General features: G+C 65.6%; 17 protein-coding genes. All 17 read left to right on the top strand.

Annotation, left to right across the window (positions count from 1 at the left end):
• The first annotated feature begins 179 nt into the window (after positions 1 to 179).
• The 17 genes from H9K76_RS16610 (at position 180) to H9K76_RS16530 (ending at position 19,283) form a co-directional block, all read left to right on the top strand.
• A complete protein-coding gene (locus H9K76_RS16610; RefSeq protein WP_187596447.1) occupies positions 180 to 1,775 on the top strand; it encodes a 6-hydroxynicotinate reductase in 1,596 nt (531 codons plus the stop codon).
• A gap of 10 nt (positions 1,776 to 1,785) precedes the next feature.
• Positions 1,786 to 2,748 (top strand): UPF0280 family protein, encoded by a 963-nt coding sequence (locus H9K76_RS16605; protein WP_246475069.1) that lies wholly within the window; start codon positions 1,786 to 1,788, stop codon positions 2,746 to 2,748.
• Positions 2,745 to 3,386, top strand: a complete 642-nt coding sequence (locus tag H9K76_RS16600; protein WP_187596446.1) for an amino acid synthesis family protein — start codon at positions 2,745 to 2,747, stop codon at positions 3,384 to 3,386. The genes H9K76_RS16605 and H9K76_RS16600 overlap by 4 nt, the downstream gene beginning before the upstream one ends.
• A gap of 42 nt (positions 3,387 to 3,428) precedes the next feature.
• Positions 3,429 to 4,013, top strand: coding sequence for an amino acid synthesis family protein (locus tag H9K76_RS16595; RefSeq protein WP_187596445.1), 585 nt, complete (start codon positions 3,429 to 3,431; stop codon positions 4,011 to 4,013).
• A gap of 121 nt (positions 4,014 to 4,134) precedes the next feature.
• Positions 4,135 to 5,292 (top strand): ABC transporter substrate-binding protein, encoded by a 1,158-nt coding sequence (locus H9K76_RS16590; protein ID WP_187600686.1) that lies wholly within the window; start codon positions 4,135 to 4,137, stop codon positions 5,290 to 5,292.
• Positions 5,293 to 5,380: 88 nt separating this feature from the next.
• Complete coding sequence (locus tag H9K76_RS16585) at positions 5,381 to 7,282, top strand: ABC transporter permease (RefSeq protein ID WP_187596444.1); 1,902 nt, start codon at positions 5,381 to 5,383, stop codon at positions 7,280 to 7,282.
• Positions 7,279 to 8,058: an ABC transporter ATP-binding protein gene (locus tag H9K76_RS16580; protein ID WP_187596443.1), complete on the top strand. Its 780-nt coding sequence runs from the start codon at positions 7,279 to 7,281 to the stop codon at positions 8,056 to 8,058. Before H9K76_RS16585 ends, H9K76_RS16580 begins: the two co-directional genes overlap by 4 nt.
• The gene (locus H9K76_RS16575; RefSeq protein WP_187596442.1) at positions 8,058 to 8,813 is read left to right on the top strand and encodes an ABC transporter ATP-binding protein; all 756 of its coding nucleotides are present in this window, start codon (positions 8,058 to 8,060) and stop codon (positions 8,811 to 8,813) included. Before H9K76_RS16580 ends, H9K76_RS16575 begins: the two co-directional genes overlap by 1 nt.
• Before the next feature lie 91 nt (positions 8,814 to 8,904).
• Positions 8,905 to 9,351: a MarR family winged helix-turn-helix transcriptional regulator gene (locus H9K76_RS16570; RefSeq protein WP_187596441.1), complete on the top strand. Its 447-nt coding sequence runs from the start codon at positions 8,905 to 8,907 to the stop codon at positions 9,349 to 9,351.
• A 105-nt stretch (positions 9,352 to 9,456) separates the two neighbouring features.
• Positions 9,457 to 9,975, top strand: a complete 519-nt coding sequence (locus tag H9K76_RS16565) for a (2Fe-2S)-binding protein (RefSeq protein WP_187596440.1) — start codon at positions 9,457 to 9,459, stop codon at positions 9,973 to 9,975.
• Positions 9,972 to 13,598 carry a molybdopterin cofactor-binding domain-containing protein gene (locus H9K76_RS16560; RefSeq protein WP_425489612.1) on the top strand — a complete coding sequence of 1,209 codons (3,627 nt, stop codon included), beginning with the start codon at positions 9,972 to 9,974 and terminating at the stop codon, positions 13,596 to 13,598. The genes H9K76_RS16565 and H9K76_RS16560 overlap by 4 nt, the downstream gene beginning before the upstream one ends.
• 82 nt (positions 13,599 to 13,680) lie before the next feature.
• The gene (locus H9K76_RS16555) at positions 13,681 to 14,427 is read left to right on the top strand and encodes a 16S rRNA pseudouridine(516) synthase (protein ID WP_187596438.1); all 747 of its coding nucleotides are present in this window, start codon (positions 13,681 to 13,683) and stop codon (positions 14,425 to 14,427) included.
• A 187-nt stretch (positions 14,428 to 14,614) separates the two neighbouring features.
• On the top strand, positions 14,615 to 15,565 hold the full coding sequence (locus tag H9K76_RS16550; RefSeq protein ID WP_343066354.1) for a YncE family protein: 951 nt from the start codon (positions 14,615 to 14,617) through the stop codon (positions 15,563 to 15,565).
• A gap of 22 nt (positions 15,566 to 15,587) precedes the next feature.
• Entirely contained in the window at positions 15,588 to 16,409 is an 822-nt protein-coding gene (locus H9K76_RS16545) for a polysaccharide deacetylase family protein (protein WP_187596436.1), read from the top strand.
• A gap of 42 nt (positions 16,410 to 16,451) precedes the next feature.
• Positions 16,452 to 17,459: a sterol desaturase family protein gene (locus H9K76_RS16540; protein ID WP_187596435.1), complete on the top strand. Its 1,008-nt coding sequence runs from the start codon at positions 16,452 to 16,454 to the stop codon at positions 17,457 to 17,459.
• A 42-nt stretch (positions 17,460 to 17,501) separates the two neighbouring features.
• On the top strand, positions 17,502 to 18,434 hold the full coding sequence (locus H9K76_RS16535) for an EI24 domain-containing protein (protein ID WP_187596434.1): 933 nt from the start codon (positions 17,502 to 17,504) through the stop codon (positions 18,432 to 18,434).
• Positions 18,435 to 18,458: 24 nt separating this feature from the next.
• A complete protein-coding gene (locus H9K76_RS16530; RefSeq protein ID WP_187596433.1) occupies positions 18,459 to 19,283 on the top strand; it encodes a competence/damage-inducible protein A in 825 nt (274 codons plus the stop codon).
• Positions 19,284 to 19,440 lie beyond the last annotated feature (157 nt).

The following is a 19,440-nucleotide window of genomic DNA, read 5'->3' as shown; positions in this document are numbered from 1 at the left end:
CTCCCGAGAAATTTCCAGACCATGGGTAAACACCCGGTGTCAGATCACGAAGGATGCTTTAAATTTCATTTCATGTAGTGTTTGCAACATTGGCGTGGAGTGAATGCTACATGAATCCAACCGGTGCAACAACAGGATTTTCTCCGCACCGGGCTTTGGCTGGGAAGAGGTCTGCCACGATGACTGAACACACCAAGACGGATGGTCTGCCTGCGATGGAAGGCGTTGCGGCACCGCAGGTGCTCGAGCGCTCGCGTCCTCGCAACGAGCGCATGGCGAGCGACAAGATCGAATGCAATGCCTGTCCGGTTCTGTGCCAGATCGCACAGGGCCGCGCGGGGGCATGCGATCGCTATGCCAATTCCGGAGGCGAGCTGGTGCGCGTCGATCCGGTGGTGCTGCTCAGGCGGACGGTGGGTGAAGATGGCGGACAGGTGGTGCCGTTCCTTCCCGGCACCGGAGCCGATTCTGGGGCATCGTGGGATGGAGACCTGTTGCTCGCCGAGGATGTCTTCGTCACCGGCGTGGGGTCGTCCACCACCTATCCCGATTACAAGCCCGCCCCGTTCATCGTGGGATCGCAGCATGAGGGCGTGGACGTGGTGACGGTGGTCACCGAGGGCATCTTCAGCTACTGCAGTTTCAAGGTGAAGATCGACACGGATCGCTATCTCGGTCCCGAGCAGGCCAACGTGCGCTGCAAGGGCGAAGTGGTCGGGCATGTCACGACCGCCGAGTATGGATCGCAGATGCTGTCGCTGGGCGGCGTGCACCATCTCACGGGCGGAAGCAAGAAAGAGGGCCGCGTCACGGTCGAGATGATGGAGGCGCTCGGCAACAAGAGGGCTGTCGAACTCACCATCGATGGCGGCTCGCAGATCATCATTCAGGCGGGGCGCGCACCTATCGTGAACGGAGTGGAGGAGCAGCGCATGCGCGTCGGCTGCGGTTCGGCGACGATCGGCATCTTCGCCAAGCAGTTGTTCGGGCGGGTCGATGAGGTCGTTGTTGTAGACGATCACATCACGGGGGTGCTGTCGGAGCACCAGGCGGGCCGGTGCCTGGACATGCCGCCATCGGGCATCCAGATGCGGGGGCGCAAGTCCACGCCCGGCCGGTATTTCCAGGTGGCGAATCCGGGCACGGGCTGGGGTGGCACCGACATTGCCGATCCGCTGTCGATCATCGAAGGATGGGATGCGGGCGTCGCGCGGCCGGGCATGCGGTTGCTGATGACCTCAACCACCGGCGAGCACGCGTCGTGGTATGTGCTCGACGAGCGCCTGCAACCCGTGGAGCAGCAGATGCCGGCCGATGTGCAGGCCATCGTCGACCGTATTGGCGAGAACTGCGAGCCGTCGCTGGCCACGGTGCTGTTCCTCGGTGGTGCGGGCGGAAGCCTGCGCGCGGGCGTGACGGAGAACCCCGTGCTGCTCACGCGCTCCATCAAGCAGGCGCTTGTCAATGTGACCTGTGGCGGTGCGCCCGCCTATGTGTGGCCCGGAGGCGGCATCACCGTGATGGCCGATGTGCTGCGCATGCCCGACAACAGCTTCGGCACGGTGCCCACGCCTGCCATCGTGGCACCGATCGAGTTCAGCATGCGGCTTTCCGATTTCAAGGAACTCGGTGGCCACGTGGGTTCCGTGCGCCCCATCGCGGAGGTGCTGAGGACCGGCGCGTGGCACAACGATGGTGCACCCACGGCGCGGCGCGTGCTTCATCGCGCACCGGCCAACCCCTGGCCGCTGGGGCGCGGGCCGCTGTTGGGATGAGGGCAAGACGATGAGCGGAATGATGCGCGCGACCCATGCCCTGTTGAGCGGAGGCCGGCTGCACTTCCAGCATGGCCCGATCGACCTTGTGATTGGTGCGGAGGGGGATGCCCGGTCCGTGCGCGCGGCCCATGTCGCGGCATGGCAGCGGTTCGAGGGATTGCTGGACGCGCTCGTGGCCGAGCTGCCTCTCCTCAAGCGGCCCGTGTCGGGCGCGTGTCCGCTGGCGGGTGAGGTCGCGCGCAGCATGTGGCAGGCCTGCAAGCCTTTTGATGACCAGTTCATCACACCGATGGCTGCGGTGGCAGGGTCCGTTGCACAGGACATCATCAAGGCCTACGCGCGTCCCGGTGTGGAACGCGCGTGGGTGAACAATGGCGGAGACATCGCGTTGCACATGGTGCAGGGGCAGGCTGTGCGTGTCGGCCTGTGGGCGGATCTCGCGCGCTTTCATCCCGCGCTGCTGCAGCATGGCCTGGACCTCGACGGCAACTTGTCCATCGATGCGAACAGTTCCGTGCGCGGGGTAGCCACCAGTGGCTGGCGAGGACGCAGTTTTTCGCGCGGCGTGGCGGACAGCGTCACCGTGCTGGCGAGAACGGCGAGCCAGGCCGATGCCGCGGCAACCGTGATTGCGAATGCAGTGAACGTGGACATTCCACAGATCAGGCGTGCACCGGCCGCGAGCCTCCGGCACGATTCGGATCTCGGCGATATTCCGGTGACGGTGGACGTGCCGGTGTTGCCGCGTGCCGCCGTTCGGGAGGCGCTCGACCGTGGCATGGAATGTGCATCCGACCTGTTGGAGCGAGGACTGATCGAGGCTTGCTTCCTGGCGTGCCAGGGTCAATCCAGGCAGGTGGGTGCGCTCGCATGGCAGAAGAAGCCGCCGCAGCACGGTGCCCTTGCGTGGGGTGTGCTGCCGCAACGCGCCGAGGCGGTGCTTGAAGGAACAACGAGGAGCGATGAATGATCGAGATACGACGTACATACAGCCACGTGGAAGACATCCTCCACGAGTTCGGCCCGCCCGCGAAGGTGCCGCTCAGGCGTGGCTGGATTGCCGTGGTGATGACTAATCCGTTCGCGGGCCGCTACGAGGCGGACATTCTTCCCATGATGGAGCAGCTGAACGACATCGGCCTCGACATGGCGCGACAGCTGCGGGTTGCGATGGATGTGCCTGTCGAGGCGATCACCAGCTACGGCAAGGGGGCGATCGTCGGCGCCGACGGCGAGCATGAGCATGGCGCGCTCTGGCATGTGCCGGGGGGCTACGCGATGCGCGAGCTGCTGGGCTGGAAGGGGGATCGCGCGGCATACATGGCGGGCAAGGGCGAAGAGAAGACGGGGCAGCCCGGCAATGCGCTCGCCATCGTGCCTTCTACCAAGAAGGTGGGGCCCGCCGGCTGCACGCTCGATGTGCCGCTCACGCACATCAACGCGAGCTACGTGCGCAGCCATTTCGATGCCATCGAGGTGCGCATTCCCGGTACGCCGTGTGCGGACGAGATAGCGTTCATTCTCACCATGAGCACAGGCGCCCGCGTGCATGCGCGGGTTGGTGGCTTGAAGGCCGAAGACATTTCCAAATGGGATGGACTGCGCTGAGCGGCCGCCCGGTGCCCGCAAACTGGAACAAGGATGAACAACATGTCTGCAAAGATCCGCAAGCTCGTCGTCGAAGTCGAGGAAACCCGCCTGGAAATGGGGCAGGCCATCACGCCCCCGAAGCGGAAGGCGCTCGCGATGGCCGTGATCGAGAATCCCTACGCGGGGCGCTATTCGGAGAACCTGGATGAACTGATCGCCATCGGTGAAGAGCTGGGCGCACTGCTCGGCGAGCGCTGCGTGAAGGCGCTCGGAATTGCACCGGGCGAGGCACAAAGCTACGGCAAGGCGGCGATCGTCGGTGAGGGTGGCGAACTGGAGCACGCTGCCGCCATACTGCACCCCAAGCTCGGTGCGCCGCTGCGCAACGCCGTGGAAAAGGGCGCGGCACTGGTGCCTTCGAGCAAGAAGCGCGGCGGGCTGGGCACGGCCATCGACGTGCCGCTCGGCCACAAGGATGCGGCCTTCGTGCGCAGCCACTTCGATGCGATGGAGGCCCGCGTGGGCGATGCGCCACGTGCCCATGAGATCGTGGTCGCGGTGGTGGTGACCGATTCGGGGCGGCCATTGCCGCGCATTGGCGGCCTGCAGGTGGGAGAGATCAAGGGTGAGGACGGCTTGCGCTGAACAACGTCCTGGAGTGCTTTTTCAACGGTTGTTTTTCTTCATGGAGTCAACGATGAGCGAGAAAAAGTGGTGGAGGTTGAGCGGGGCGGCCCTGAGCGGAGCAGGCCTGGCCCTGGGGGCGATGGCGTTCGCTGCGCCGGTCCTGGCGCAGGATGTCATCAAGATTGGTGAGGTCAACAGCTACAAGGCGCAGCCGGCGTTCCTGGAGCCCTACAAGAAGGGCATGGATCTGGCGGTCGAGCAGATCAACGCTGCGGGCGGCCTGCTCGGCAAGAAGGTCGAGCTGATCAGCCGCGACGACAACGGCAACCCGGGCGATGCCGTTCGCATGGCCGAGGAGCTGCTCTCGCGCGAGCAGGTGCACGTGCTGACGGGCGCGTTTCTCTCCAACGTGGGCCTGGCGCTGACCGATTTCGCCAAGCAGAAGAAGGTGCTGTACCTTGCAGGTGAGCCGCTGACCGACAAGATCGTCTGGCAGAACGGCAACCACTACACGTTCCGCCTGCGCCCTTCGACCTACATGCAGGTGGCCATGCTGGTGCCCGATGCCGCGGCGCTCAAGAAGAAGCGCTGGGCGCTCGTCTATCCCAACTACGAATATGGGCAGTCGGCCGCCGCAACCTTCAAGCAACTCATGAAGGCGGCGCAGCCCGACGTGGAGTTCGTCGCGGAGCAGGCACCGCCGCTTGGCAAGGTCGATGCGGGCAGTGTGGTGCAGGCGCTCTCGGATGCCAAGCCCGACGCGATCTTCAACGTGCTCTTCAGCGCCGACCTCTCCAAGTTCGTGCGCGAGGGCAATACACGCGGCCTCTTCAAGGACCGCGAGGTGGTGAGCCTGCTGACCGGGGAGCCCGAGTATCTCGACCCGCTGAAGAACGAAACCCCCAACGGCTGGATCGTGACCGGCTATCCGTGGTACAGCATCCAGACGCCCGAACAGAAGGCTTTCGTCGATGCCTACCAGAAGCGGTTCAAGGACTATCCGCGCCTGGGTTCGGTGGTGGGTTACTCCGCGATCATGTCGATCGGCGAAGGCATCAAGAAAGCACAGTCCACCGACACCGAGAAGATGATCGCGGCGCTGCGCGGGCTGCAGGTGTCCACGCCCTTCGGGCCGATCATGTACCGCACGCAGGACCAGCAGTCGACCATGGGCGGCTATGTGGGCAGGACCCGCAACGAGAACGGCAAGGGCATCATGGTGGACTACCGTTATCTCGATGGAGCCAAATTCCAGCCAACGGATGAAGAAGTGAAGAAAATGCGTCCCGCAGGCTGAACGCGCGGGCGGTTCGGCATCCGCTCGTTCGCCGGTGCCCGAGAGGTCCGGCGAGCGGGCTTGAGTCCTTTTTTCAAGTGGTGGTGAGATGCAGCTTTCAGGCCTTGTCGTTCAGCTTCTCAATGGATTGGCTGGTGCGTCATCTTTGTTCATGGTGGCGGCCGGGCTGTCGCTCATTTTCGGCGTGACGCGCATCGTCAACTTCGCCCATGGGTCGTTCTACATGCTGGGCATCTACGTCGCCTACTCGCTCGTGGAGTGGCTCACCGGCAATGTGGGCTTCTGGATGGCCCTGCCGCTCGCGGCCATCGCGGTGGGTGTGATCGGTGCGCTCGTGGAGATCGTGCTGCTGCGGCGCATCTACAAGGCGCCCGAGCTGTTCCAGTTGCTGGCCACCTTCGCCCTGGTGCTGGTGATCCGCGACGCGGTGCTCTGGCTCTGGGGGCCGGAGGAGCTTCTCGGGCCACGGGCACCGGGACTGGAGGGTTCCATCGAGATCCTCGGGCGGCAGTTTCCGACCTACGACCTGTTCCTGATCGTCGTGGGGCCCATCGTGCTGGGCCTGGTCTGGCTGCTGCTGACACGTACGCGCTTCGGCACCCTGGTGCGCGCCGCCACGCAGGACCGCGAGATGGTGGGTGCGCTGGGCGTCAACCAAGCCTGGCTGTTCACGGCGGTATTCGCCCTGGGCGCGATGCTGGCAGGCCTGGGCGGCGCGCTGCAGCTGCCGCGCGAGCCCGCGAACCTGGAGATGGACCTGAACACCATCGGCTCCGCCTTCGTCATCGTGGTGGTGGGCGGCATGGGCTCGATTCCCGGTGCCTTCGTCGCGGCCCTGCTGGTCGCGGAGCTCAAGGCCATCTGCATCTGGATCGGCATGGTCGAGATCTTCGGCATACCGGTGTCGTTCTCCAAGCTCACGCTGGTCGTGGAGTTCCTGGTGATGGCCGTGGTGCTGGTGATCAGGCCCTGGGGACTGCTGGGGCGCAGGCAGGCACCCAGCCGCAACCTGGGCCAGCCCGAGGCCCCTTTGCGCCCGGCGGACAATCTCTTCAAGGCCGCCGTGGCGCTGCTGGCCGTGGTGCTGCTCGCGCTGCCGCTGCTCACCAAGAGCTCGCCCTACATGACGGTCCTGATGACGGACCTGCTGGTGGCGGCGCTGTTTGCCACCAGCCTGCATTTCATCATGGGGCCCGCGGGCATGCACTCCTTCGGCCACGCGGCGTATTTCGGCCTGGGCGCCTATGCCGCAGCACTGCTGGTGCGCTCGGCGCACTTGCCCATGGAGGTGGCCGTGGTGCTGGCGCCCGTGGTCGCGGGCCTGGGTGCGCTGATCGTCGGATGGTTCTGCGTGCGGCTTTCGGGCGTGTACCTGGCGATGCTCACGCTGGCCTTTGCGCAGATCGCCTGGGCCATCGTCTACCAGTGGGACAACTTCACCGGCGGCAGCAACGGATTGACGGGCGTGTGGCCCGCCCAGTGGCTGACGGAGAAGGGCAATTACTACTACTTCTGCCTGGCCCTTGCCGCGCTGGGCATCTTCCTGCTGCGCAGGTTCCTGTTCTCTCCATTCGGCTATGCAATGCGCGCCGGGCGCGACTCACCATTGCGCGCCGACGCCATCGGCATCCACGTCAAGCGAGTGCAATGGGCGGCCTTCATCGTCGCAGGTGCGTTCGCGGGCCTGGCCGGTGTGCTGTTCGCCTTCTCCAAGGGAAGCATCTCGCCCGATGTGATGCATGTGAGCAAGTCGGTCGATGCGCTCGTGATGGTGCTCCTGGGCGGCGTGCAGACGCTGTCGGGGCCGGTGGTCGGCGCGACCACGTTCACCTGGCTGCAGGATGCCGTCTCGCGCAACACCGATTACTGGCGTGCGATGTTGGGCGCAATCATCCTGATCCTGGTGCTGCTGTTCCCGCAGGGCATCGCCGGGTTCGTGCGCCAGCTCGTGTATGGCGGCCGCGATGCGACGGGAGGGCACAAGGCATGAGTCTTCTGAAAGTGACCGGACTCGGCAAGTCGTTCGGAGGTGTCAAGGCCGTTGACGGCATCGATTTCGAGCTGCACGCCGGCGAGCTGCTGGCGCTGATCGGGCCGAACGGTGCGGGCAAGTCCACCACGTTCAACATGGTGAATGGCCAACTGCAGGCCAACAGCGGATCGATCCTGCTCGATGGTGTCGAACTGGTGGGCCTGCAGCCGCGAGAGATCTGGCGCCTGGGGGTGGGGCGTACCTTCCAGATCGCGGAAACCTTTGCATCGCTCACGGTGGTCGAAAACGTGCAGATGGCCCTGCTGTCCGCCGATCGCAAACTGTTCTCGTTCTGGCGCAAGGCGGCCGACTACAAGCGCACGCAGGCGCTGGACCTGCTCGACAAGGTGGGCATGGCGGAGCAGGCCGACCGGCCCTGCAGCGTGCTGGCCTATGGCGACGTGAAGCGCGTGGAGCTGGCCATCGCCATGGCGAATGCCCCCAAGCTGCTGCTCATGGACGAGCCCACCGCGGGCATGGCACCCAAGGAACGCAACGAACTGATGGCATTGACCAAGAAGCTGGTGGTGGAGCGCAACATGGCCGTGCTGTTCACCGAGCACAGCATGGACGTGGTGTTTGCCTACGCCGATCGCATGATCGTGCTGGCGCGCGGTCGGCTCATTGCCCAGGGACGGCCCGAGGAGATCCGCGCACACCCCAAGGTGCAGGAGGTCTATTTCGGCAGCGGCAAGACCTTCGAGAAGGAACGCAAGCAGATGGAGAGCGTGTGATGGACCAGACCGAGGCAACCCACGACAACGCGGCGATGCTGCTCGAAGTGCATGCGCTGCGTGCCTGGTATGGCGCGGCGCAGATCCTGTTCGATGTCGGCCTCGATGTGCGCCGCGGCGAGGTGGTGGCGCTCATGGGACGCAACGGCGCGGGCAAGTCGACCACGCTCAAGGCCATCATGGGCATGCTGGACAAGCGCAGCGGAACGATCTCGTTCATGGGCCGCGACATCTCGCACAGCCCGCCGCATTCGGCCGCATCGCATGGTCTCGGTTTCGTTCCCGAAGACCGGCGCGTGTTCACCGACCTCACGGTGCGCGAGAACCTGGAAGTGGGGCGGCAGAAGCCGCGCAAATGGCCCGACGGCAGCGACGCACCGCTCTGGACGCCCGAGCGGCTGTATCGCCTGTTTCCCAATCTTGGCGAGATGCCGGATCGCCCGGGCGGCAGCATGAGCGGTGGCGAGCAGCAGATGCTGACCGTCGCTCGCACGCTCATGGGCAATCCCTACCTGGTGCTGCTCGACGAGCCTTCCGAAGGTGTCGCGCCGGTCATCGTCGAACAGATGGCGCAGATGATCCTGGAGCTCAAGGCCCAGGGCGTGAGCATTCTGTTGTCGGAGCAGAACATGCACTTTGCGGAGCTGGTGTCCGATCGCGCCTATGTGCTGGAAAAAGGGCAGATCCGGTTTGCCGGAACGATGCTCGAGCTTGCTGCGAATGAAGAAGTGCGTCGCGCCTACCTGAGCGTTTGATGGACGCGCGCGGCGTTGCCGGTGCACGGGTTCATGGCACTGGCGCACGAGGTGGAAATGTCGGTTCAGTTGCATTACAAGGAGACGAGACATGGGTGCCACGAAGTCAGACGACTACCAGTTCTCCGAGCAGATCGGCCATCTGCTGCGCCGTGCATACCAGAGGCACATGGCGATATTCCAGGAAACCGTGCCGGATGCGACGCTCACGCCCACGCAGTTCGTGGTGCTGTGCACCGTGCGCGACCACGATGGATGCGAGATCGCGGACATCGCGCGCGCGACCGCCATCGATGAGCCGTCGGTGCGCGGCATTGTCGAGCGGCTGAAATGGCGCGGACTGCTCGATGCGAAACACGAGCCCGGAGATGCCCGCCACATGAGGATGTCGCTTACCCCGGAGGGGGCCGTGCTGACGGCCAGGACCGTTCCCTTTGCGCGTGAGATTTCTGAAGTGACCTTTGGCGATCTGAACGCGCAGGAGCGCAGTGAGCTCATCGCGCTGCTGCGCCGCATCAGCGGCATGGAGACGGATTGAAGCGGATCGACGCGCATGGGACGAATCGAAGCGGGCCGAAACGTAGGCGACAGATAACCGGGTGCGCGGTCCTGGGCAGGGGCGCACGGCATGAGGGATGACGGCATGCAGGCAGAGGTTTTTCACCTGAGGATCAATGGCGAGGATCGGCAGTTCGATGCACCGGCTTCATCGCAGAGAGCAACCACCTTGCTGCAGTTGCTGCGCAATGATTGCGGTCTCAATGGCCCTAAGTATGGATGCGGCCTGGGGCAGTGCGGGGCATGCACGGTGCTTGTCGATGGCGTCGCCGCGCGTGCGTGCACGATGCCTGCGCACCGGCTTGACGGGCGCGAGATCACCACGCTGGAAGGGCTGGGATCGAGACAGCGGCCGCACCCCGTGCAGAGCGCCTTCATCAAGGCGCAGGCCGCGCAATGCGGCTACTGCCTGAACGGCATGATCATGACCACCGCCGCACTGCTGCGCCGCAACGCGCAGCCGACGGAGGCGGAGATTCGTGCGGAGCTGTCGGGCAATCTGTGCCGCTGCGGAACCCACCTCGAGATATTGCAGGCGGTGCATCTTGCCGCCACGGCCATGGCGGCCGGCCAGGCATGCCCGCAGGATTGGGGAGTGGCGTGATGCGCGCATTCGAGGCGCATTACACGCGTGCGCAGTTGCGTGGCGCGAGCGGCGTGCTGCTCATCTCGCGTATCGTGCCGCCGCCTGCGGCGCCCTCGCCGGGGCAGCCCACCTTCGTCGCGGCCGATCCTTTGGAAGGACCGGAGATCCTGCTGGCGCTCTGGGATGACGGCAGCGTGACCGGCTTTGCGGGGCATGTGGACCTGGGAACCGGGCTGCGCACGGCGCTCACGCAGATCGTCGCGGAGGAGCTCGACCTGTTGCCGGATCGCGTGGCGATGGTGATGGGCAGCACGTCGAGCGTGCCCAACCAGGGCGCGACCATCGCGAGCGCATCCATCCAGATCCATGCGGTGCCGCTGCGGCAGGCTGCGGCGCAGGCCCTCGAGTGGGTGGCGGCTCAGGGCGGATGGCGCAGTGCGCTGGCCGCGCTTGGCGGGCAGTGCCTGGAGCAGCATCTGCGGACGGATGTGGCGGTGAAGGCGCCGCAGGATTACCGGGTGGTCGGCCAGTCCACCGAGCGCGTGGACATTCCGGCCAAGGCGTTCGGCGAAAGCACCTTCGTGCACGACATGCGCATGCCCGGCATGCTCCACGGGCGGGTGATCCGGCCGCCTTATGCGGGGCTCGACGCGGGCGATTTCGTCGGCAACACGCTGGAGGGCGTCGACGAGCAATCGATTGCCCACATCCCCGGAGTGGTGGCCGTCGTGGTCGTGCGGGATTTCGTGGGCGTGGTCGCGGAGCGCGAGGAGCAGGCCGAGGCGGCCATGCGCGAGCTGGTCGTGCGCTGGAAGCCCTGGCCCGGCATGCCGGGTGTCGATCGGACGGAAAACGCGCTGCGCTCCCATCCTTCCACCCGGCGCGTGCTGATGGACCAGGGCGATGTCGATGCGGCACTGGCCTCTGCTGCAACAAGCATGCCCCGTACCTATGTCTGGCCTTATCAGCTGCATGCGTCCATCGGCCCCTCGTGCGCCGTGGCATCGTGGGCGTTGCCCGCAGGCCTGCAGCCGCCTGTCCATGACGAGGTGGCCACGGTGTGGGCCGGGTCGCAGAATCCGCATGTGCTGCGCAGCGACCTCGCGCGGCTGATGGGCGTGGCTCCGGCGCAGATCTCCGTGGTGCGCATGGAAGCATCGGGCTGCTACGGGCGCAACTGCGCGGATGATGTGGCGGCCGATGCATTGCTGCTGTCGCGTGCGGTGGGGCGGCCCGTGCGGGTGCAGCTCACGCGCGAGCAGGAGCATCTGTGGGAGCCCAAGGGCGCGGCGCAGCTCATGCAGGTACAGGGTGGCCTGAACGACGATGGATCACCTGCCGCCTATGACTTCCAGACCTCGTATCCCAGCAACGGAGCCCCCACGCTGGCGCTGCTGCTCACGGGTACGGTGGCTGCCACCTCGCAGGCGTTCGAGATGGGTGACCGCACGTCGGTGCCACCCTATGCCTATGACCACATGCGCGTTGCCGCCAACGACATGCCGCCCATCCTGCGCGCATCGTGGCTGCGGGGGGTGTCCGCGCTGCCCAACTCGTTCGCGCACGAGTCCTATATCGATGAGCTGGCGACCGCCGCGGGCGTCGACCCGCTCGACTACAGGCTGCGTCACCTGAAGGATGAACGCGCGGCCGAGCTGCTGCGTGCCACCGCGGCCAAGGCGGGCTGGATCGCGCATGAGCGGCCGCAGCAGCAGGCGAGCGAGGGCGAGATCCTCAAGGGACAGGGCCTTGCCTATGCGCGCTACATCCACAGCAAGTTCCCGGGCTTCGGCGCAGCCTGGGCGGCGTGGGTGGCCGATGTCGAGGTGAATCGCCGGACCGGTGAGGTGCATGTGAGCCGCGTGGTCGTCGGCCATGACGCGGGGCTGATGGTCAATCCCGCCGGCGTGCAGCATCAGGTGCATGGCAACGTTCTGCAGACCACGAGCCGCGCTCTCAAGGAGGAGGTGCCTGTCGATCCGTTGCTGGGCATTCCCCTTGCGCGGGAGTGGGGCAGCTATCCGATCCTGCATTTCCGGGAGGTGCCGGTGGTCGAGGTGACCTTGATGCCGCGCCAGGGCGAGCCGCCGCTCGGCGCGGGCGAATCGTCTTCCGTGCCGGGCACGGCGGCCATTGCCAACGCGATCTTCGATGCCACCGGTGTGCGCTTTCGCGAGCCGCCCTTCACCGCGGAGAAGATCCGTGCCGCGCTCAACCCCTTGCCCGATGCCTCCGGTGTGCCGGAGGACGGGCACGCGGCGGCCTCCCTGCGGCGCGACGCGGCGCTGCAGATCGGCCTTGCCGGCGGCCCTGCCGCAGTGCCCTGGATCCGGCGCAAGGGGCTCTGGGCCACGGCAGGGGCGCTCGTTGCGGGCGTGGTCGGCGTGGGAGCGTCGCTGTTCGGGGCTCGCGCGCAGATCGCACCCATCGCGGCACCCGACGTCGCGCTGTTCTCCAAGGCCGCGATCGCGCGCGGCAAGGAGCTGGCTGCGCTTGGCAACTGCATGACCTGTCACACGGTGGAGGGCGGCGCGGTCAATGCCGGAGGGCGGGCGATGCAGACGCCCTTCGGCGTGATCCACTCCACCAACATCACGCCCGATCCGAAGACCGGCATCGGGACCTGGTCGTTTGGCGCGTTCCAGCGTGCGATGCGCGAAGGCATTTCGCGCGACGGCCGGCATCTGTACCCCGCGTTTCCCTACACCTCGTTCAGCAGGATGAGCGACGACGATCTGATGTCGCTGTATGCCTTCCTCATGACGCAGCCCGCGGCCAGCGCGACGACGCCAGCCGCGCAGATGGCGTTCCCCTTCGGGCAGCGTTCACTCTTGGGGCTGTGGAATGCGCTGTACCTCACGCCGGGTGCGGAGCCTGTGGCCGATGCGGCACGCTCGGCCCAATGGAATCGGGGCGCCTACCTGGTCAACGGCGTGGGCCACTGCGGCGCCTGCCACACCACGCGCAACGCACTCGGCGCCGAAGGCACGGGCATCCGCTACCTGGGTGGCGCGATGGTCAAGGGCTGGGAGGCTCCGGCGCTCAACGCGCTCGGCAAGTCGCCCGTGCCGTGGACCGAGGCGTCGCTCTACCAGTACCTGGCGAGAGGCTACAGCGCGGAGCACGGTACGGCCGCCGGCGCCATGGCGCCCGTGGTGCAGCAGCTGCAGCAGGTGCCGCAGGAGGACATCCGCGCGATGGCGCACTATCTTGCCTCGCTGCAACCGGAAACCTCGGCGCAGCAGGCGGACGAGCTGGCTGCACAGGCGCGCGAGCGCAGCCGGCAGGCACAGGTGCAACTGCGGGGCAGCCGTGCGCAGCGCATGTTCGATCAGGCCTGCGGCGCCTGCCACCATGACGGCGACGGACCGCGGCTGTTCGGGGCCAACATTCCGCTGGCGCTCAACACCAACCTGCACAGCGATCGCCCCGACAACCTGCTGCGCACCATCATCGAGGGCTCCCAGGACCCGGCGGTGGTGGACAACGGCTTCATGCCTGCCTTCGGCGATGCGCTCGATGACCGCCAGATCGCGGAGCTGGCCGGCTACATGCGCCAGCGCTTTGCGCCGGACAAGGCCGCGTGGGGCGACCTGGAGCAAGCTGCAGCGCGCGTGCGGGCAACGGCGGCCGCTCGGTGACAGGAGCGGGAACTCGGCTACAGTCTGCGTTTTGCCGCAGACGCGGTGACGATCTCAGGTTCGGTTGGGAAATTTTCAAGTGATGCAGTTGCAGGACATGTTGTATTCGCAGGGCTTTGGAGTGCGCAGGGTGTGCTCGGGGCTGGTGCAGCAGGGATGGGTGGAGTTGTTCGACGCCCAGGCGGGGGCGTGGGCCGTGGAGCAGGACTCGACGCGCGAGGTCGATCCCGAAGGCCTGCGTTTTCGGGTGCAGGGCGTCGAATGGGAATACCACCGGCTGGGCTATGCGCTGCTGAACAAGCCCGCCGGAACCGAGTGTTCGCAGAAGCCCTCGGCCTATCCCAGCATCTATTCGCTGCTGCCGGCACAACTGCGCCAGCGTCCCAACAAGGGCGCCGTGCAGGGGCTTCAGGCGGTGGGGCGGCTGGACCAGGACACGACCGGCCTGCTGCTGCTCAGCGATGACGGGCAGTTCATCCACAAGATGACGTCCCCCAAGAAGCATGTACCCAAGGTGTACCGCGTGACCTGCAAGCATCCGGTGGACGAGAAGCAGACAACCAGGTTGTGCTCCGGGGTGGTGCTGGACGATGATCCCAAGCCGGTCAAGGCGGCGGCCTGCGACATCGTGGACGAACATACGCTCGACCTGACGCTGACCGAAGGCAAGTACCACCAGGTCAAACGCATGATCGCGGCGGTGGGCAATCGTGTCGAGGGGCTGCACCGCTCGCGCATGGGGCGCTTCGATCTGCCCGCCGACCTGGCGCCTGGGCAGTGGCGCTGGCTGACCGCGGAAGAGCTGCGTCTACTCACAGCAACATCCTGATCGCGTTGAACGGATTTCCGTCCCATCGCCGGGGCGGCGCGCGTACACTGCGAGCCTCGCTGGACATGGCATTGTGGGCGCTGCCTCTGGTTGGCAGACTGCTGCGGCGAGGCGTTTCAAGAGGTGATTTGTGAACTTTGGTATTTGGCAGAAAGCGGGCGTCGGACTGCTGGCCGCATTCTGCGCACTGGGTGCCATGGCAAACCCGCAAGCCGCGAATCCGCCACCGGCACCGCCGGTCTTCGTGCTCAACTCCCTTGATGCGAACGTCAGCGTCATCGATCCGGCCAGTTGGGCCGAATCCCAGCGCTTTGCCACGGGCAAGGAGCCGCATCACCTGTATCTCACGCCGGACGAGAAATCGCTGGTCATTGCCAATGCGCTGGGTGATTCGCTGACCTTTGTCGACCCGCGAACGGCGCAGGTGCAGCGCGTGGTCACGGGCATCGTGGATCCATACCACCTGCGGTTCAGTCCGGACATGAAGTGGTTCATCACGGCGGCCAACCGCCTGAACCATATCGATTTCTATCGCTGGGACGGCAAGGAGCTGACGCTCGTTCAGCGCGTGCCCACCGGCAAGACCCCGAGCCACCTGTGGATCGACAGCAAGAGCCGCACGGTGTACTCGACCATGCAGGACAGCGACGAACTGGTGGCCATCGACATGGCCACGCAGAAGCTCAAGTGGCGCGTGAAGACCGGGCCGATGCCCGCCGACCTGTACGGATCGCCCGACGACAAGACATTGTTCATCGGCCTGACCGGCGGCAAGGGCGTGGAGGTGTTCGACATCTCCGGCGACCAGCCCGCGCGCAGCGTGCAGATCATTCCCACCGGAGCGGGTGCCCATGCATTCCGCGGCGCTGGCGACGGCAAGCACATCTACGTAAGCAACCGCGTGGCCAATACGATCAGCAAGATCGACATGGCCTCGCGCCAGGCGGTGGAGAGCTATGCGGCGCCGGGCGGCCCCGACTGCATGGATGTATCCGCCGACGGCCGCTACATCTATGTGGGCGCTCGCTGGGCACGCAAGCTGCTGGTGATCGACACGCATGAGAAGAAGGTGGTTCGATCGGTCAACGTGGGCAAGTCGCCCCACGGTGTCTGGACGCTGCATCACGCGGCGCGCTGAACTTGTTGGCGCCGCCGGAGTCATGTGGAACATGTCCTCGCGTCTGTCCCCCTCCCTCGTTGCCCTGACTGCCGTGATCGCCGCCGGTGCGGCCTCCCTCTCCCTGTCCGCGCAGGCGGGCACCGCCTGCGACAGGCCGGTGTACCTGACCTTCGACACCGGACACATGGGCGTCGCACCGCTGATCGCCGAGGTGCTGAAGCGCGAGAAAGTGAACGTCACCTTTTTCGCGGCCAACGAGCCGACGAAGTCGGGCGGCTCCAGCATGGATGCCGAATGGGCGCCCTGGTGGAAGGCGAGGGCGGCCGAGGGGCACGAGTTCGCATCGCATACCTTCGATCACGTCTACTGGCGTGGCGACATCGCCAAGGGCCATGACCTGTCGTTCAAGGTGAAGCCGTCGGCCGGACCGCGTGCGGGTCAGTCGTTCACCATGACGACGGCGCAGTACTGCGAGGAAATCCGCCGCTCGGAGGATCGGTTGCGCGAGATGACCGGCAAGCCACCGCTGCCGCTGTTCCGCGCGCCCGGCGGCAAGACCTCGGAGAAACTGCTGGCGGCCGCCCGGTCCTGTGGATACGCGCACGTGGGCTGGGCTCCCGCGGGGTTCCTGGGCGATGAGTTGCCAAGCGACCGGTATCCGAACCAGCGCCTGCTCGACCAGGCGCTGAAGAACATCCGCAGCGGCGACATCCTGCTCGCGCACCTGGGCATCTGGTCACGCCAGGATCCCTGGGCGCCGGCGGTGCTCGATCCGCTGATCAAGGGGCTCAAGGAGCGCGGCTTCTGCTTTCGCACGCTGCGCGAGCATCCGGACTATGCCGCGTGGACGCGCAGGCAGTGATCGGCATGCGCCGCATGCAGTGTGAATGGACGGAACTGAATCGTGGAATGGTTGACCTCGCTTTTCAACTCGGTGCAGCAATGGCTGTTTGAAACCGTCATCCAGCCGGTCATGTTCCATGCGGGCATGGCCAATCTGCTGGAAGACGGCTATGACGCCACCGGCTGGCTGCTGGTCGGGCTGCTGCAGGTGCTGGTGATCGTGGCGGTGATCGGGCCGCTCGAGCGCTGGCGCCCGGTGGAGGCGGTGACCGACCGCCGCGCCATCCGCACCGACATCCTCTACACGCTGGTCCACCGGCTGGGACTGTTCCGGCTGGGGCTGTTCTTCACGCTCACGCCGCTGTTCGATGAATTGTTCGGCATGCTGCGTGTGCAAGGCCTGCGCACCTACAACATCGACATGGTCTGGCCGGGCGTGACCGATCTGCCGCTGGTCAGCCTGCTGATCTATCTGGCGGTGTTCGACCTGGTGGACTATCTCATCCATCGCGGCCAGCATCGCTTCGAATGGTGGTGGAAGCTGCACTCGCTGCACCACTCGCAGCGCCAGATGACCAAATGGTCGGACAGCCGCAATCACCTGCTCGATGACGTGATCCGCGATGTGATCATCGTGGTCGTCGCGCAGCTCATCGGGGTGGCACCGGGGCAGTTCGTGGCGATCGTGGCCATCACGCAGCTCAGCGAGAACCTGCACCATGCCAATGCCCGCATCTGGTTCGGGCGCATCGGCGAGCGGCTGTGGATCAGTCCGCGCTTTCACCGGCGCCACCACGCGATATCGCTCGTCGAGGCCCGCATCGGTGACTCGCACCTGCCGGCCCCATCGCTTCCGCGTTCCATCGAGCTGGCGCGCGGGTGCAATTTCGGGGTGCTGCTGCCGCTGTGGGACATGCTTTTCAGGACCGCCAACTTCGAGCTGCGCTACGACCCCACCGGCGTTGACGACCAGGTGAAACCGGGTCCGGACGGCAAGGTGCGAAACTATGGGGAAGGGTTCTGGTCACAGCAATGGCTAGGAATTCTCCGGCTGCTGGGCCGAGGCTGACCCCGGTCGGCTGCGGCAGAGGCTATTCTTGGAGCCATGCAGATGTCATCCTTGTTCGATTCCTTCTGGCGCGCGGCGGCTTACTGCCTGATTCCACGCGTCATTTTCCTGTCGCTGCTGCCGCTGGTGCTGATTGCCGTGATCTCCGGCATCGGCGGCTATTTCTTCTGGCATTCCGCGGTGGCCGCCACGGAGCAGTTCCTTGGCAATGCGACCTGGCTGGGAAGCCTGTGGACGTGGCTCTCCGGCATGGGCTGGGACAACGCGTCTGGCACGCTGGCGCCGCTCCTGGTGGTGCTGGCGGCCATTCCCGTGATCGTCCTGATCGCGCTGCTGTTGGTCGCGGTGCTCATGACTCCCGCCCTGGTCAACCTCGTGGCTGCTCGCCGTTTTCCCCTGCTGGTGCGCAAGAAGGGGGGCTCGATGGTGGCCAGCGTGGTCTGGTCCACCGTCTCGACGGTGGCCGCTCTGCTGGCTCTCGTCGTCTCGTCCCCGTTGTGGCTGGTTCCGCCGCTCATCCTGGTGCTGCCTCCGCTGATCTGGGGCTGGCTTACCTACCGCGTAATGAGCTTCGACGCGCTGGCCGAGCATGCCAGCAAGGAGGAGCGCAAGGAGCTCTTTGCACGCCATCGCTACAGCCTGCTGGGCATCGGCGTGGTCTGCGGGTTTCTGGGCGCAGCCCCGAGCCTCGTCTGGGCATCGGCCGTGGTGTTTGCCGCGGCCTTCCTGGTGCTGATCCCCGTTGCCATCTGGATCTATACGCTGGTCTTTGCATTCTCGTCGCTGTGGTTCACCCACTACTGCCTGGCGGCGCTGGAGCGCCTGCGCGGAGAGCGGAGCGAACTGGTGATCGATGCGCCAGCCAACCCGGTGCAGCCGGCCGTTGTCGACGCGACGCCGCCGGCCGCGCTCACCCCACCCGCGCACTCCGCATTGCCCGATGACTCATCGGACATCAAGCCGGGCAATAATTGAGCCTTTCAATTGGAACGGACACCCGTGACGCCTGCATTCGGACTCATCATCGTCGGCGACGAAATCCTCTCGGGAAAGCGTGCAGACAAGCACATGCCCAAGGTGATCGAACTGCTGGCCGCGCGCGGATTGTCCCTGTCCTACGCCCACTACGTGGGGGATGATCCCGCGCGCATCACCGCCGCTTTGCGCGAGGCATTCGCGAGCGGCGACGTGGTGTTCAGCTGCGGGGGCATCGGCGCCACGCCCGATGACCACACGCGCCAGTGTGCGGCGGCCGCGCTGGACCGGCCGCTGGCGCTGCATCCGCAGGCGGCAGAGCTGATCCGCGAGCGCATGCGCGACGTGGCACGCGAGGAGGGCAAGCCCTACGAGCCGGAGCGGGCGGACAACCTGCACCGCCTGAACATGGGCATGTTCCCCGAAGGCGCGCGGATCATTCCCAACCCCTACAACAAGATCGCCGGCTTCACCTGCGATGGCGCGAAGAGCGGCGGCATGGTGCATTTCGTACCAGGCTTTCCGGTGATGGCCTGGCCGATGATCGAGTGGGCGCTCGAGCACTACTGCGCAGAGTGGTTCCACCGCGAGCCCCAGACCGAACATTCGGTGGTCGTCTATCGGGCGATGGAATCCACGCTCACTCCGCTGATGGTGCAGGTCGAGGCGGCCTTCCCGGGCATCAAGGTGTTCAGCCTGCCGAGCGTGGACCATCCCGAACACGGGCGGCATATCGAGCTGGGTGTCAAGGGGGCCGCAGCCCTCGTGCCCGCAGCTTGGCGGATGCTGGTGGAGGCACTGCACAAAACCGGGGCGGAGTTAGGCCCCGAAATGGTGCGAAATCGATGATCTCGCCAAAAAAATGCAATATTGCACCAATATGGTGCAATGCATGGGCATGTGGAACGCCTGCGGATCGTGGCGACCCGTGCCGAACCCTTCTGGTGCAGATGGTGGGCCGATCTGGCACACATTCTGCTAATCAGGATTCTGTTATCAATACGCT

It is taken from the genome of Diaphorobacter ruginosibacter (genome assembly GCF_014395975.1).
Taxonomy (GTDB): Bacteria; Pseudomonadota; Gammaproteobacteria; order Burkholderiales; family Burkholderiaceae_C; genus Diaphorobacter_A; species Diaphorobacter_A ruginosibacter.
This window is presented reverse-complemented; position numbering and strand designations above follow the sequence as displayed.

Bases quoted from the DNA above. Each gene is read 5' to 3' on its own strand.
- H9K76_RS16580 (WP_187596443.1), top strand. From the start codon at position 7,279: ATGAGTCTTCTGAAAGTGACCGGACTCGGCAAGTCGTTCGGAGGTGTC.
- H9K76_RS16555 (WP_187596438.1), top strand. From the start codon at position 13,681: ATGCAGTTGCAGGACATGTTGTATTCGCAGGGCTTTGGAGTGCGCAGG.
- H9K76_RS16535 (WP_187596434.1), top strand. From the start codon at position 17,502: ATGTCATCCTTGTTCGATTCCTTCTGGCGCGCGGCGGCTTACTGCCTG.
- H9K76_RS16570 (WP_187596441.1), top strand. From the start codon at position 8,905: ATGGGTGCCACGAAGTCAGACGACTACCAGTTCTCCGAGCAGATCGGC.
- H9K76_RS16595 (WP_187596445.1), top strand. From the start codon at position 3,429: ATGTCTGCAAAGATCCGCAAGCTCGTCGTCGAAGTCGAGGAAACCCGC.
- H9K76_RS16590 (WP_187600686.1), top strand. From the start codon at position 4,135: ATGGCGTTCGCTGCGCCGGTCCTGGCGCAGGATGTCATCAAGATTGGT.
- H9K76_RS16585 (WP_187596444.1), top strand. From the start codon at position 5,381: ATGCAGCTTTCAGGCCTTGTCGTTCAGCTTCTCAATGGATTGGCTGGT.
- H9K76_RS16600 (WP_187596446.1), top strand. From the start codon at position 2,745: ATGATCGAGATACGACGTACATACAGCCACGTGGAAGACATCCTCCAC.
- H9K76_RS16575 (WP_187596442.1), top strand. From the start codon at position 8,058: ATGGACCAGACCGAGGCAACCCACGACAACGCGGCGATGCTGCTCGAA.
- H9K76_RS16545 (WP_187596436.1), top strand. From the start codon at position 15,588: ATGTGGAACATGTCCTCGCGTCTGTCCCCCTCCCTCGTTGCCCTGACT.
- H9K76_RS16610 (WP_187596447.1), top strand. From the start codon at position 180: ATGACTGAACACACCAAGACGGATGGTCTGCCTGCGATGGAAGGCGTT.
- H9K76_RS16605 (WP_246475069.1), top strand. From the start codon at position 1,786: ATGAGCGGAATGATGCGCGCGACCCATGCCCTGTTGAGCGGAGGCCGG.
- H9K76_RS16565 (WP_187596440.1), top strand. From the start codon at position 9,457: ATGCAGGCAGAGGTTTTTCACCTGAGGATCAATGGCGAGGATCGGCAG.